The organism is Thalassobaculum sp., assembly GCF_040219215.1.
Lineage (GTDB): Bacteria > Pseudomonadota > Alphaproteobacteria > Thalassobaculales > Thalassobaculaceae > Thalassobaculum_A.
Genome location: NZ_JAVJSX010000003.1, coordinates 75,594 through 89,115 on the forward strand (window position 1 = coordinate 75,594; position 13,522 = coordinate 89,115).

At 66.2% G+C, this 13,522-nt stretch carries 11 protein-coding genes; 3 read left to right on the top strand and 8 right to left on the bottom strand.

Annotated elements, in window-relative coordinates; translation table 11 throughout:
• Nucleotides 1-132 precede the first annotated feature (132 nt).
• Entirely contained in the window at nt 133-861 is a 729-nt protein-coding gene (locus RIC54_RS01850) for a peptidoglycan-binding domain-containing protein (protein WP_350095336.1), read from the top strand.
• Here the strand turns inward: RIC54_RS01850 and RIC54_RS01855 are convergent.
• The 8 genes from RIC54_RS01855 to RIC54_RS01890 all read right to left on the bottom strand — a co-directional run bounded on the left by RIC54_RS01855 (nt 849) and on the right by RIC54_RS01890 (nt 10,497).
• The gene (locus tag RIC54_RS01855; RefSeq protein ID WP_350095339.1) at nt 849-2,591 is read right to left on the bottom strand and encodes an ArnT family glycosyltransferase; all 1,743 of its coding nucleotides are present in this window, start codon (nt 2,589-2,591) and stop codon (nt 849-851) included. The two genes, RIC54_RS01850 and RIC54_RS01855, sit on opposite strands and share 13 nt — an antisense overlap.
• Nucleotides 2,588-3,361 carry a glycosyltransferase family 2 protein gene (locus RIC54_RS01860; RefSeq protein ID WP_350095342.1) on the bottom strand — a complete coding sequence of 258 codons (774 nt, stop codon included), beginning with the start codon at nt 3,359-3,361 and terminating at the stop codon, nt 2,588-2,590. Before RIC54_RS01860 ends, RIC54_RS01855 begins: the two co-directional genes overlap by 4 nt.
• 80 nt (nt 3,362-3,441) lie before the next feature.
• Complete coding sequence (locus RIC54_RS01865; RefSeq protein WP_350095345.1) at nt 3,442-4,443, bottom strand: glycosyltransferase; 1,002 nt, start codon at nt 4,441-4,443, stop codon at nt 3,442-3,444.
• 104 nt (nt 4,444-4,547) lie between these two features.
• Nucleotides 4,548-5,390, bottom strand: coding sequence for an EamA family transporter (locus tag RIC54_RS01870; protein ID WP_350095348.1), 843 nt, complete (start codon nt 5,388-5,390; stop codon nt 4,548-4,550).
• Nucleotides 5,391-5,505: 115 nt separating this feature from the next.
• Nucleotides 5,506-6,300 carry a matrixin family metalloprotease gene (locus tag RIC54_RS01875; protein WP_350095351.1) on the bottom strand — a complete coding sequence of 265 codons (795 nt, stop codon included), beginning with the start codon at nt 6,298-6,300 and terminating at the stop codon, nt 5,506-5,508.
• Nucleotides 6,301-6,580: 280 nt separating this feature from the next.
• A complete protein-coding gene (locus tag RIC54_RS01880) occupies nt 6,581-7,135 on the bottom strand; it encodes a PRC-barrel domain-containing protein (protein ID WP_350095354.1) in 555 nt (184 codons plus the stop codon).
• 156 nt (nt 7,136-7,291) lie between these two features.
• Nucleotides 7,292-9,253 (bottom strand): PP2C family protein-serine/threonine phosphatase, encoded by a 1,962-nt coding sequence (locus RIC54_RS01885; RefSeq protein WP_350150453.1) that lies wholly within the window; start codon nt 9,251-9,253, stop codon nt 7,292-7,294.
• A gap of 80 nt (nt 9,254-9,333) precedes the next feature.
• Nucleotides 9,334-10,497: an ABC transporter substrate binding protein gene (locus tag RIC54_RS01890; RefSeq protein ID WP_350095360.1), complete on the bottom strand. Its 1,164-nt coding sequence runs from the start codon at nt 10,495-10,497 to the stop codon at nt 9,334-9,336.
• A 205-nt stretch (nt 10,498-10,702) separates the two neighbouring features.
• Here RIC54_RS01890 and RIC54_RS01895 point away from each other — a divergent pair, with 205 nt between their 5' ends.
• Nucleotides 10,703-11,824 carry a hypothetical protein gene (locus tag RIC54_RS01895; protein WP_350095363.1) on the top strand — a complete coding sequence of 374 codons (1,122 nt, stop codon included), beginning with the start codon at nt 10,703-10,705 and terminating at the stop codon, nt 11,822-11,824.
• A 98-nt stretch (nt 11,825-11,922) separates the two neighbouring features.
• Nucleotides 11,923-13,521 carry a gamma-glutamyltransferase family protein gene (locus tag RIC54_RS01900; RefSeq protein ID WP_350095366.1) on the top strand — a complete coding sequence of 533 codons (1,599 nt, stop codon included), beginning with the start codon at nt 11,923-11,925 and terminating at the stop codon, nt 13,519-13,521.
• Nucleotide 13,522 lies beyond the last annotated feature (1 nt).

Genomic DNA, 13,522 nt, shown 5'->3' on the forward strand with positions numbered 1-13,522 from the left:
CGAACATGTGAATCTGTGCGGGATACTTGTCCTCGAATGATGAAGCGCACAGGTCTTCCGGATCGTCTGCAACGCTGGGCGTGTTGATGGGTTATGGTCCAGACCAGATTGATGACCGGCACGATCCATCGCATGCGCGCTTCAAAGACCACAGCCGTGTTCCGAACTCTCCTGATCGCCTTGTGCTGCGTGTGGCTCGCCGGCACGGCAGCGGCGCAATCCAATCAGGTGCGCGACGCCCAGCAGCGTCTGGAATCGCTCGGGCATCCCCCCGGCCAGATCGACGGCCTGATGGGTCCGCAGACCCGCGACGCGCTGCGCGCGTTCCAGCAAGACAAGGGCTTGCCCGCCACCGGCGAACTGGATTGGGAAACTCGGCTTGCCCTGTCTGCCAGCGTCCGGTCGATCGCCGACTCCAAGCCCGCCCCAAAACCGCGCAGCGCCCCCGTCCCGCAGGTCGCGATCAGTTCGCTGAACCCGCCCGGACACCCGGACATCAGCTCGAGCGAGTCGAGTCCACCGGATACCGTGACGATGACCGAAGCAGCCGTATCCTCGGACACCATGCAGCATGTCGGTGGGCCGGAGCCGGCAAGAGCCGCCGCAGGATCGACCGATCGCCTCGATGAGGAGACCGTCCCAGCCCCCGCCGTCGCCCCGGATGGCAACTACGGTTTCCTGTCGTTCGGGGCAGCGATCGTCCTGGGACTTGCAGCGGTCGCGGCTTGGCTGGTTCTGTTCTACTGGGCGTTGCGGTCGAGGCGTGCGAACGCAACAGTTGGAGTACCAGAAAGACATCAGGCGGAGCCGAACAACCGGCGGCGTGCAATGGAGACCGGGGCGGATGCTCACTCAGGATGAAGCTTCGTGCCGTCGGCAAGGAACACCGTCAGTCTGACAGGCTTTCCGCGTGTGTAGTTGAATGCGGAGATCGGCCCGCCAAGCTGCTTGACGCCCACTCCGGCGGCGGCGGCCACGGCCAGGAACTTCTGTTCATCGCGATCGGCCGTCACCGCGATGCCGCACTCCGGATTGGCGCGCAGCAGTTCAACGGCGTCGGCAGGATCGCCGAGTCCGGTATCGGTGCCCAGATAGAACACCGCGCTCGGTTCGGCATAGCCGGTGATCGCGACCGGCTTGTGCTCACAACCCGAAAGACCGCCGACGGCGTGGGCCAGCGCTCGTGACGGCCACAGCATGTCCAGCGCCGGAAGCACCGTGTGGAAGGTAACTCCGAAGAAAATGACAACAGATCCAACCAACACGAGCGAACGCTCGACTGCCAGCCGACGAAGGGTCCAATACCCGGCCGCAAGTGCAACAAGCCCAACCAGCGAAGCCCAGGGCGCTGTGTCGACCCAATCACCGGTGTAGCGGGGAAACTCGCGTCCCGTGAGGGTATGGATGAGCGACGAACCCCAGCCCGACGAGATCATGGCTCCGACCGTCGGCACCAGTGTCAGCGCCAACGTGACCACCACGAACAGCCCGACCGTCACCCGGTGCGCCCACCGCCAGCGCCCTTCGGGCCGGAAGCCGGTCGACAATACCATCCCGACCATGACCGCCAGCGCGGGGTAGGTCGGCATGGTGTAGTGCGGCAGCTTGGTCGCCACCACCTCGAACACCAGGAAGGTCGGCACGAACCAGCAGATCAGGAACCTGATGTCGTCCTCGCGCCGCCGGGTCCAGGCCAGCGCCGCGGCCGCCCCCGCCAGCAGCGCACCCGGCCAGAACGCCACGAAGAGTGCGACCAGATGGTATCCCGGAGGCGCGCCGTGAGCCCGGTCGCCGGTCGCCACCTTGCCCATCAGCGAGCGGCCGATCGCCTCCTCAATGTAGGCCGATCCGACCTTCATGGTGATCGCGGTCAGCCATGGCAGTACCAGCGCCAGGGTCAGCCCGATCCCCGGCAGGAAGCGCAGCCGGCGCAACAGTACCCGGTCGCGACGCCACAGGCACAGCGCAACGATGGTCAACCCGACCACCAGGGTGATCAGCGGTCCCTTGATCAGCACGCCGACCCCGTGCGCCAGCCAGAACACCAGCGGCGCCCCCCAGAACGCCGGACGATCCTCGCTGAGCTTGGTCAGGCGGTACAGGGCAGCCTGCGCCACGACCACCGTGGCCAGCAGGAGCGCGTCGCTGCGCGCGGTGCGGGATTCCACCGCCACCACCAGCGAGGTTGCCAACAGAAGGCCGGCCGCCACTCCGGCCGCCGGCCCGCCGATCCGTGCGCCGATCCACGCGGTCGCCAGCACGGCGATCACCCCGGCGACGAACGATGGCAGGCGGTAGGCCCAGACCGGCGCGTCGACCCCGCCGAACAAATGGGCGCCGGCCGCCTTCACCCAGTAGGTGCCAGCCGGATAGCCGTAGCGCGTCGCCTCCTGCAGGCGGATGTCGACGTAGTCGCCGGTCTCCATCATCTGCTTGGTAGCCTGCAGGTAGCGACCCTCGTCACGGTCCATCACCGGAATGGCGGTGATGCCGGGGAACAGCGCCGCCACCGCGATCAGCAGCACCAGCAGCCAGGCCCGCCAGGACAGGCCGCCCGGCCCGTCACCGGCCATCCACGCGGTCGCGGTCACCCGTCGTCTCCGTCCCGCGCGAACGGCAGGGCGCCGACGCTGGTGCGGCGCAGCAGCCAGTACACTCCAAGCAGATCGACGATACCGACAAGCGCGCGGCGTAGATTGGTATACTTCGACTGGCCGGAGATCCGTGGCCGGTCGTCGACCGAGACGTTCACCACATCGAAGCCGTAGCGCCGCACCAGTGCCGGCATGTAGCGGTGCAGGCTGTCGAAATACGGCAACGCCAGGAACAGCTCTCGCGGGATCAGTTTCAGCCCGCAGGCGGTGTCCGGACAGTCGTCGCGTAGAGCCGCCTTGCGGATGGCGTTGGCGAGGCGCGAGGCGACCAGCCGGGCGGCGCCGGCGGTGCGGCGACGGCGGTTGCCGGCGACCAGCCCAACCGAACCGATGCGGGTCAGGTCGATACGACCGGCCATCGCCACTAGATCGGCGGGATCGTTCTCGCCGTCGCCGTCGATGGTCGCGACCCAACGCGACCGGGCGGCGAACATCCCGGTGCGTAATGCCGAGCTCTTGCCGCAACGGTTGGCGTGCCGGATCAGCCGGATCCGCGCCTCGGCGCGGCCGGCGGCCGCAACCACATCGGCCGATCCGTCGACGCTGCCGTCGTCGACCACCACGACATCCAGGTCGTACGCCGCGCCCGCCTTGGCCAGAAGTTCGCGCAGCACGACCGGAATGCTCTCCGCCTCGTCGCACACCGGAATGACGACGGACAGCGCGGGGCGCTTGGAGCCGGGTCGGGATTTACCGCCATCGGTCATCGCAGGGCCGTGCCTTTCCGCAGAATCGGGTCAGCCTCGGCAAGCCGCGGCGCGGCACCAAGACGCGCCCTCACCTAGCATCACCGGAGCCGATCGAACAGCGCGAGATAGTTCTGCACGCAGATCTCACGGGTGAACTCGGCCGCGTGCCGCTGCGATCCGGCCGCCACCAGCCGCGCGGCCAGTGCCGTATCGTCGATCACCCGCCAGAGATCGTGCGCCAGCGCGTCGACGTCGTTCCGCGGTACCACCAGGGCATCCTGCTCCGGCCGTACCAGTTCTGCCGGACCGTCGGCATCCGAGCACACCAGCGGCTTGCCGTAGGCCCAGGCCTCCAGGCTGACGGTGCCGAACGGTTCGTGCCGGGATGGGAACGCAACCACATCGGCGGCGCGGAAGAACGGCGCGGTGGCAACCTGCCAGCCCAGGAACCGCACCCGGGACGCCACACCAAGTTCGTCCGCCAGCTTGATCAACTCGGCCTTGTCCGGCCCGTCGCCGGCAATCCACAAGTAGACGCCGTCCAATTGGGCGATCGCCTTCAGCAGAATATCCATCGCCTTGGCGCTGTGCAGGCGGCCAGGCGTGAACACCAGCGGCGCGCCGGCCGGCGTGTCGTAGGTCGCCCGGTCGGCCGCCGGTGCGTCGCCGGCCTCGGCGAAATTGCCAATATAATGCGCCCGACCGGCCGGCCAGCCATGCGCGATCACATGGTTTCGGATGCCCTGCGAAATGCAGATCAGGTGGTCGCAACGCCGGTAGTACTTGAGGTCATAGAATCCACCGAGCCGAGCGAGCTTCAGGTGCCGGCCATCCGGCATGCGGTCGGCAGCGCGATTCATGAAGGCCAGGGTAATGTCCGGGTCGAAATCGGCGACCTCCCGGCGCAGCACCGACCGCGTGCCGAAATCAAGCCATCTTGCGAATGCCGCCTCACGCACCGGCACCCCGGAATCGCGCAGGATCGCCGCGCGCTTCGGGTTGCGGCGGATCACCGTCCGCTGCTCGATCCCAGCTGTTGCAAATGCCGTGACCAGGGACACGAAAAACGTCTCGGCACCGCCGGTCGGCGCGCCCGCCAAGGTCGAAAGTATCCGCAAACCCGATCCCCTGAACGCCGTACCGACTGCCGATCCGGCCCGGGCCAAGCTGCCCGAAGGCGTCGCCGATATCAACCGGCCGGCGGCTACTTCATGGTCGCCAGGAAGGCGATGCCGACCGCCACGACGGCGGCCGCTCCGCAGCGCTGGCGCCAATGGCTCTCACCCAACAGCAGAGTGCCGATCAGGGCCGCAATGATCACGCTGGATTCCCGTACCGCCGAGATCGCCGCCAGCGGCGCCAGGGTCGCGGCATAGATCACGAAGGAGTACGCGGCAACCGACAGCAGACCGCCGGCCAAGCCCTTGGCCACGCCCGACGCCGGGATCGCCCGCAGTGTGCGGCGGCGGCGCAACAGCACGAACAGGGTGACCGGAAACTCCCAGACGAACAGCCAGCCCATATAGGCGAACGGCGATCCCGATACCCGTACTCCCATGCCGTCGACCACGCTGTAGGCGGCGATGATGACCCCGGTCGCCACCGTAAAGAACAGCGTCGGCGGGTGGTCCCACATTCCGCCGCGCCGCGACAACGCGATCGCCGAAATGCCGATCGAGGCCAAGAGTATGGCGGCCCAGCCGGCAGCAGACAGCGCCTCACCGGCAAATGCCCAGGCACCCAGTGCCACCAGAAGCGGCGCCAGCCCGCGCGCCAGCGGATAGACCTGGCTGAGGTCGCCGATCCGGTAGGCATGATGCAGGCAGATGTAGTAGCCGTAGTGCAGCAGGGTCGAGGCCAGGATGAACGGCCAACTCGCGGGATCCGGAATGCCGGCAAAGCCGATCATGACGGCACCGACCGCAGTGTGCGCCAGCGCAATCAGCGCCAGCACCACCGCGCGGTCCATGCCGACCTTCACGATGGCATTCCAGCTGGCGTGCATGACCGCCGCGATCAGCGTCAGAACCAGGGCTTCGAGCGGCATCGGGGTTCCATTGGGCAACGGCGCACGCCGCGCCGTCCCATCCATACATCGAAACTCGTCGAAATGTCAGGACGGCGTCGATCGCCGGCCGATCGACCCCGATGCCCCAGGATCTTCAGCAGGCAGAATCGCGTGGCGTAAGGGCGGTCCTTCGGGACTCGGATCCGCAGAGCGCGTCGGCTTGTGGGGCGATCAGGTCCGCCGCCGCGGCCGCCGGCAAGACCGGTGGAGTTGCGGCCGTCCTGGCGATCGGCCCGTATAGCGTCACAGCCCCCGCAATGTCGCCGGGCTGCAATTCTCGGAACTGCTCGTCATAGCGGAACGACATCAGTTGGCCCGACGGCCCCGGATGGTCTAGGCCGATGGCGTGGCCAATCTCGTGAGCCAACGCATAACGAAGGTCATAGACGGATATGTCTCCGCCAAATCCTACTTTCCACGGCATGTCCGGATTCAAGCAAACCAGAGACCGTCGAATGGCGCGAACGTCGCCTGGACCGGTCGGTTCGTAGGAAACGTCGGCGAATGCAACACCGCGCGGCTGTGTCTGTGCACCGATCAGGATCTGTGCGGCCGCCGGGTCATCGATCCGGCTGAAACGAATGTCGGCCGAAGCCTGCCACATCGCAAAGGCTGCTTCCGCCTCGCGCTCAAGCACCGCAGCGGGGATGCCCGATCGCGCCAGCAAGCCGTCAAGCGGTTGCATGTCCCGGCAGTTGCGTGCTTCTGCGCTGTGCACCGCACCGGCAACAAACGCGTAGGTCACGGCTGTTCCGGTTCCACCCTGAGGGTCGCCCCACTTGACCCGAAAACTGTCAAGCTGGAGCCAGTTGAACTGCGGCCCGGCAGCGGCTCCGCCAACCCACAGCGCGAGCCCCAATACGACGAGCGGTACGATCAGTCGGTTCAACACTGGCGCTTCCCATGCCTACCGGACATCCCGACCTCTGGAGCCCTTCTGGCTTCCCACCTGTGAGATCGGCTCCCCCTCGGGAGGCGCGAACCCTAACGGCAGGCCGGTAAACGTACGGTAAACACGCGACGCCCGATGCGATCGGCGGAGCGATGCTAGCCAAAATCGCGCCTACGACAAAGCGCACCGTTGAAACGCGAACGGCCGCCCCTGGGCGGAGCGGCCGTCGGCCGTCATTTCGGCATCTCAAGCTTCGATCGCGAAGCCCGGTGCAGTGTTACTGCTTGGGAAGGGTGCCGGTGGTCGGAGCCGTGGTCGACATGTTCTGCTGCTGCTCTGCCTTGATGTCCACCAGGGTCTTGTACTTCGGCATCTCCGCAAGCTCTTCCTTGGACATGCTGATCATCGCGACCGTGGAACCGTCGGTCTCCTGCACATCAAGGGAATCCCACGCGACGCCGACATCCTTGGCTCCAAGGCCCATGAGCCCGCCAACCGACAGCACTGCGCCGACAACCTTGTTCTGGTCGTCCAGGATGAGATCCGCAACCTCGCCGATCGACTCGCCGTCGGGCCCGACCACCTTCATACCGACCAGGTCAGATGACAGAACCTGACCGTCCTCCTGGACCGTCATCGTGCCGCCGGCGCTCGTCGTGGTCGACGTTGTAGTCGACGCTCCGGTCGACGGGGTCGTCTCGGTCGGAGCGGCCTGGGTCGGTGGTGACGACGGATCGGTTGTGGGCGACGGGGTCGTGCTCTGGGCAAACGCCGGGGTCGCCAGCGCCAACGCAATCGCCAAGGTCATGGCAAGTCGGGACCAGTTGGTCATTATCTTTCCTCCTGCGCTCATCCATCCCGCAGTCTTTGGCGTTCCCTTCGACTAAGTTGGCGACAAGATCCGAACAGTTCAACAAAGGGCCGAATCTTGTCCCAGACAAGACACGGATCGGTCACAACTGATGCTAGGTGGTCGGCCTGGAGACTGTCAGGAAGTTGGTTCGATCCTGGCGACGAGACAGGTCATGTCATCCGACTGGGCTGCCCCCTCAGCGAAGCCGTCAACCACCGCTAGGCAGTGATCCGCGACCTCGGCTGACGACTGGCCACGGGTCTGCGACAGTGCCTCTATCAGCCGCTCGTCTCCAAACTCCTCTCCCTCCGCGCTGAAGGCTTCGGTAAGACCGTCGGTGTACAACAGCAGCGCATCGCCTGGTCTCAGGGCGATCTGGCCCTCCCGGAAGGTCGCGCCGGGCACCACCGCGAGGATCGGATCGCCGAGCGGCGACAATGTGAGGATCGAACCGTCGGCCTTGAGCACATGGGGAGGATTGTGCCCGCCGTTGGCATAGACCATCGTCCCGGACGGAACGTCGATGACACCGTAGAACACTGTCACGAACATCGCTGCGTCGTTCTCCGCCTCCAGCAGGTTGTTCACCCGACCGAGGCACGCTCCCGGCCCATCTCCCGCGATGCCCGCTGCCTTCAGCAGGGTCCGCGTCACCATCATGAACAGGCTTGCCGGAACCCCCTTGCCGGAGACGTCGGCGATCACCACGCCGACCCGATCGTCGTCGATCTGGAAATAGTCGTAGAAGTCGCCGCCCACCTCGAGCGCCGGCTGCATGCGGCCGACAATGCCGAGCCGGCCGTGCTGGAGGGGCTGGCGCGGCAGGACAGCCGCCTGCATATCCCGGGCAATCTGGAGTTCCTGGCGAATACGCACCAGATCGGCGTTCTCCTGGAACACCGCCGTCACCGTCCTGAACCAGGGCCGCCAAGCCACCGGTACGCGGGGCAGCCCGCTGGGCCCGACCTCTCCGGCAGCCTTGATATGCTCGACCAGCCGGCTCGCCGGCTCGACGAACTCGCGCCTTGTCAGCCAGCCGGCGATCAGCAACATGATCGTCAGCACGATGACGAGCGCCAGGGTCTGCGGCCCGTGCTCGGCAACCAATGCGGCCAGTATGGCCCATCGATCCCCGATATAGACCAGAGTCCAGGGGGCAGCCTCCAGGCGCTCGACATAGGTCAGCACCGCTCCGCTCCCGACCGCCTGCCGGTCGGGACGATTCAGGGCGACGTCAATATTCCGAGCGACAGCTTCCGGCACGCTGTTCCGGTAGGCCGCCCCCAGCGTCACCGCGCTTTGAACTGCCTGGGGATAGGCGAGCACAGCACCGCCCGGGCCGAGCAGTATCGTACCCCCAACCGGATAGTCGAAATCCCCGTTCACGCGGCCCAGATACGGAGTGGACACCTGGAGGACGACCGTGCCAACGAGTTGGTCCCCAAGAAAGACCGGTGCCAGGTGAAAGATCCCGGACCGGGCACCCGGAACATCGCTGCCGTCCAGCCAGACCGGACTGCCGGTCGGATTGCGGCGGGCTGACACCGCGTCAAGCAATGCCGAGCGCATTGCGTCAGACACCAGCTGGTCGGCAAGCGAGGGGGTCGCGGGAAGCACGATGGCGAGATCACGCGCCGAGACGTAGTAGGCTCGATCGACTATCGGCAGCAGTGCCACGAGGTACCGGAAGTCATCGAGCAGGCGGACGGCGGTTCGGACCTCCGCTGCGGCGGCGTCGAGTTCCACCAGTCCCAGGCTGCCGGTCACGGCCGCCGTGGGCGGAATTTGCCGGTCACCGTCGGCCTTGAACATCAATCGTCCATCAGCAGCCAACCCGATGGAACGATGATCGAAATGGTCGGAATCATCCCTGTCGATGTCGAGGGAGGCGGTCTCCTGCAGCTCCTTGACCCGCGCCGCCACCGCATCGGCCAGCGCATCCAGGATCAACGCGTGTTCCTTGGCACGTCCGGCGATCGTCCGCCATTCGGCCTTCTCGCGATCATCGATCTGCAAGGCAAAGAATCCGACCGCCGACGCAACGAGGACCACATAGGCCAGCCGCAGGATGAGGGCGTAACGACGCATCAGAGCCATGCGCTCCGATCGGGCATCGCCTCTGGTCTCCCCCCTCAGTTCCATAGGCACTCCCGGATTCCGCAGTGTTGAACGCCAGATCAATCCGCCGACGAAACGCGCTGGCCGAATGCCCGCACCTGACGTCCGTCGTAGTCGTAGATGAACGTTGCCGCTTCCATGAACCGGAACGGGATGCGCAGTCCGATCCGCCCGGCGGCCCGGAAGCTTATGGCGATGTCCGGTGGAGTAACCACACCGACCGGAAGTGCCCCCACCACCTGAACGCCGGTGAGTACGTCGGCGGCGTAGTGGGCCGCAAGCTGCACCGCAGTCGACTGGTTGACACCGATCGACACCGCGGCACTGGCCTCGCCGCCCCGGACCACATCCGGCAGGGTCGCGATTACCGGCATCCGGCCGCCCAGGCGGTTGATCAGCTCGATCTCGCGGTACACGCTGGTCGAGCCGGTGACAATCCAGGCGGTGGTGCCGAACTCCGGCTCGAAACCGGCCAGCGCCTCGGTAACAGCCGACATCCCATCGATCAGATCGGCACGCGCGGACAGCCCGTCGCGCACGGCGACATCGAGAACGGTCAGCCCGACCTCCGAGGCGATTGCGTGCAGCGGATCGACCTGGGTCTCCACCGCGCTGCGGTTCGAGAGGTCGTAGAGAACCGCGACGGTGTGGAGATTCGGCAGCAGCTCGCGCAGGTAGCTGACGAACAGCCGGACCGGCACGGTGTTGGAGGTGTATGCGATGTTGGTGCCGCTACCTGATTGGTAGCCGGGCATCTGCCCCCGCAGGACCGGGTCCTTCGACGCGCTGGTCACGACGGGGATGCGGCCTCCGCTGTACGTCAGATGCAAGTACTCGGTCGCGTCCGAGCCGACCGGCATGATCAGATCGACGGCATTGGCCTCGGCCCAGTTCACCGCCTCCGATGCGATCTCCGGATCTGTGTCGTAGAACCAGATCTCGAATACCGCTGGAACATTGCGTTCCTGGAAAGTCGAGAGAATCGCATTGACCGAGATCGAATAGGCCGTCTGCGACGCAAAGGGGATCAGCAGGAGGATGCGGCGTTCGGCAGACGACCCTGCCGCCCTCGGCTTGGCGGTCATGCGGGCAGTATCGGAGGGGTGGGCAACGATCTCGTAGGACGCCCTCACCCGCTCATTGAATTCCAGCCAGTCGAGCACCGGACGGGCAGCCTGTACGGGATGGGCCGCCAACGCCGAGCACAGGAAAACCAGCGCCAACAGCGAAACCGCTGCGGACCGTCCGAATTTCCTCGTCGTCAGTTCAGTATTCACAGCGTTCCACTCGGTACTTATTCTCGCAACGACAGCGAGACCGTACTGTTTCACAGTCGCGCAATGGACGGCAATCGCTGGTCGGTTCCCGTCGTTGCAACCGTACCTCCACCGCCTATGCTATGGCATTCGCATCACACGGGTCGGAATCGTGAGTGAGCTGGCAGACGGAACCGTCGACTCGACGTCCGAAACATCCGCGGTCGCTGCTGCGCGCGTCCGGGTTGCGGTTGTGCTCGCTACGACACTGGCGGCGATCCTGATCCTGGGCGGGATTACCTGGGCGCAAGTAGCCGCCCGTTTTGATACCGACCGGGTCCGTACCGAAGGCGAGACCATCCGCAACGCAATGTCCGGCATGCTGTCGATGGGCTTGCCGTTAGGGGACTTCATCGGGTTCCAGGCGGTATCGGCCCGGGTGCTCCGCGCCGATCCGGCAATCCGGGCGGTCATCGTTCGGGACCGCAACGGCATGGTCGTGTTGTCCAATCCGAGCGACTTGGGGCCCGCCGGCAACCAGCCGGCCCTGACGTTCGCGTCATCGGCGACGAACGACTCGACAGCCGTTGACGAGTCGCAGTCCACAACCCGCCTCGCCATCCCGATCATTGACCGGTTCGGTCCGGCAGGCAGTCTGGAGCTGATCTTCGAGCGCGCGTTGATCGGCGAACTGACCCGCAATGCCGCGGTCGCGGGGCTGGCCGCGGTTGTCCTGCTAGGCATGGGGCTGCTGGTGCATTGCCTCGCAATTGCCAACCCCGAGTATTTCCAATCGCGACGCGACCTGATCCGCACCTATGCCGCCGCCAACGTGGTCGGTGTCGGCCTTGTCGTGTCCGCCTTGGTCGGTCTGACAGCCGAGAAGGCAGAGGAAACAGCCGGCGTGTATGCCCAATCCCTCGGAGCCCGCCTGACGGAAGCGGTCGATCTCGGCATCTCGCTCGACGACCTCTCCGGGCTCGATGACGTTGTCCGGGAGTACCGAGACACCAACAGCGTCATCGGATACGTGGCACTGCTCGAAGGCAACCGGATCGCCACCAGCACGGGACTCAACGATACCGGCGGCCGGTGGAGCCGCCCAACGGGATATGTCGATGCCGCCTACGAGGTAAGGCCCCGCCGTCTGTATACGCCGCAGTATCGGGTGCGCGTCGGCATTCGCTGGTCCACCGCGCTGCGCGCCACCGCGAAGGCGGCAATCGCTCCGGTCGGCATCCTGCTGATCCTGCTCCTCCTCGGGGCCATCGCGGTCACCAGGGTCCGGGCGTAAAATCGGACGTGACGGACGCGGCCGCTCCGCGCCATGCTGTCGATCCATCCACGTCGTTCCCTCCCCCGCGCGCCACGTCCATTCAAGGGAAGTACATCATGCCCGCGCATCAAAGCCGCTCTCCCATCCGTTCGGTCAAGGGCATGGTCGCCGCCGCCCATCCGCTGGCCGCCGCCGCCGGCGCGGCAATGCTCGATTCCGGCGGAAACGCCTTTGACGCGGTGGTCGCAACCGCCGCTGCGCTCAACGTTGCCGAGCCGTACATGTCCGGTCTTCTGGGCCTCGGAATGGCCACCTGCTGGGTGCAGAGCGAGGGTCGGGTCCGCACCCTCGATTTCCAGACGCCAGTACCCAGGCGGTTCCCGGTCGATACCATCGGCAAGGCGGCGACAACCGATGGGCCACTCGCCGGTGGGACCCCCGGCAGCCTGGCCGGCTGGTCGACCCTGCTCGAGACATACGGCCGGAAGTCCCTGGCCGAGGCATTCGCCCCGGCGATCACGCTCGCCAGAGACGGCGTACCGATCTCGAACTTCTACCTCGACATGCTGGCCGCGGTCGCCAACCGGTCGATGTCCGAGGAGTGGCGGCGACTGTATGCGTTCGACGGCTCGGCCCGGGCCGGGCTGGTCCTGCGCCAGCCGGAGCTCGCCGAGACCCTGGCCGGCATTGCCGCCAACGGTGCCGGGACACTGTACGGCGGAGCGCTAGGCCGGACACTCAGCGATCACCTCGCATCTCTTGGCGGATGCATCGGTCTCGATGACCTGGAGGCGGTCCAGCCGATCTGGGAGCAGCCGCTGCACGCCGAGTACCGCGGACTGTCGGTGCACGTGCCGCCGCCGCCTGCGGAATCATTCCAGTTCCTGCTGACGCTGCGCCTGCTGGCCGAGACCGACTTCAGCAAACTCGACCACCTCGGCGTCGATCATCTGGATCGGGTGTTCAGGGCGATCCGGTTGGCGGCGGAGTTGCGTATCCGACGGAATCGGTCAACCCCGGATGCGATCCAGCACCTTCTCTCCGAGGCCTCGATCGCTCCGCTGCGTGACCGGTTGACCGACGGGTCTCCGGTCTGGGGACGGACCGAGCAGCACGGCACCGGACCGCTGGTAACCGGACCCGGTCTGAAGGAACACACGACATCGTTCTCGGCGATGGACACCGACGGCAACGCGGTGTGCATTACCCAGAGCCTGGGGTCGCCCTGGGGATCCGGCACGGCAATCCCGGGAACCGGCCTGTGCCTGAACAACTTCATGAACTGGGGGGATCTGGCACCCGCCTCGCCGAACTTCCTGAAGCCGGGCGAGCGCTACGCCATGTGCCTCGCTCCGTCGATATCGCTGTCGAACGGCACGCCGGTGCTCTGCCTCGGCACCCCCGGCAGCTACGGTATTCCGCAGACTCAAAGCCAGGCGATGGTGCACTACGCCGGCTACGGTCTCGACCTGCAGGCGGCGCTCGACGCGCCGCGCGGGCGGCTGTGGGACGGCCAGAAGGTAGCGCTCGAAAGCCGGGTGGCGCCGGATGTCGTGGAGGCGCTGAATGGTCGCGGGCACGAGGTGGCGCTGATGGGGCCGTATTCCTGGTCGGCCGGCGGCATGCAGGCGGTGGCTCGCGACCCGCATTCCGGCGCGTTCGCCGGAGCAGCCGACCCTCGACGCGATGGGGCTGCGGTGGCGGCTACCCGCTGAG

What these genes read in the sequence shown, in the direction of transcription:
- RIC54_RS01850 (WP_350095336.1), top strand. Translation starts at nt 133, where the DNA reads ATGCGCGCTTCAAAGACCACAGCCGTGTTCCGAACTCTCCTGATCGCC.
- RIC54_RS01860 (WP_350095342.1), bottom strand. Translation starts at nt 3,361, where the DNA reads ATGACCGATGGCGGTAAATCCCGACCCGGCTCCAAGCGCCCCGCGCTG.
- RIC54_RS01870 (WP_350095348.1), bottom strand. Translation starts at nt 5,390, where the DNA reads ATGCCGCTCGAAGCCCTGGTTCTGACGCTGATCGCGGCGGTCATGCAC.
- RIC54_RS01880 (WP_350095354.1), bottom strand. Translation starts at nt 7,135, where the DNA reads ATGACCAACTGGTCCCGACTTGCCATGACCTTGGCGATTGCGTTGGCG.
- RIC54_RS01885 (WP_350150453.1), bottom strand. Translation starts at nt 9,253, where the DNA reads ATGGCTCTGATGCGTCGTTACGCCCTCATCCTGCGGCTGGCCTATGTG.
- RIC54_RS01900 (WP_350095366.1), top strand. Translation starts at nt 11,923, where the DNA reads ATGCCCGCGCATCAAAGCCGCTCTCCCATCCGTTCGGTCAAGGGCATG.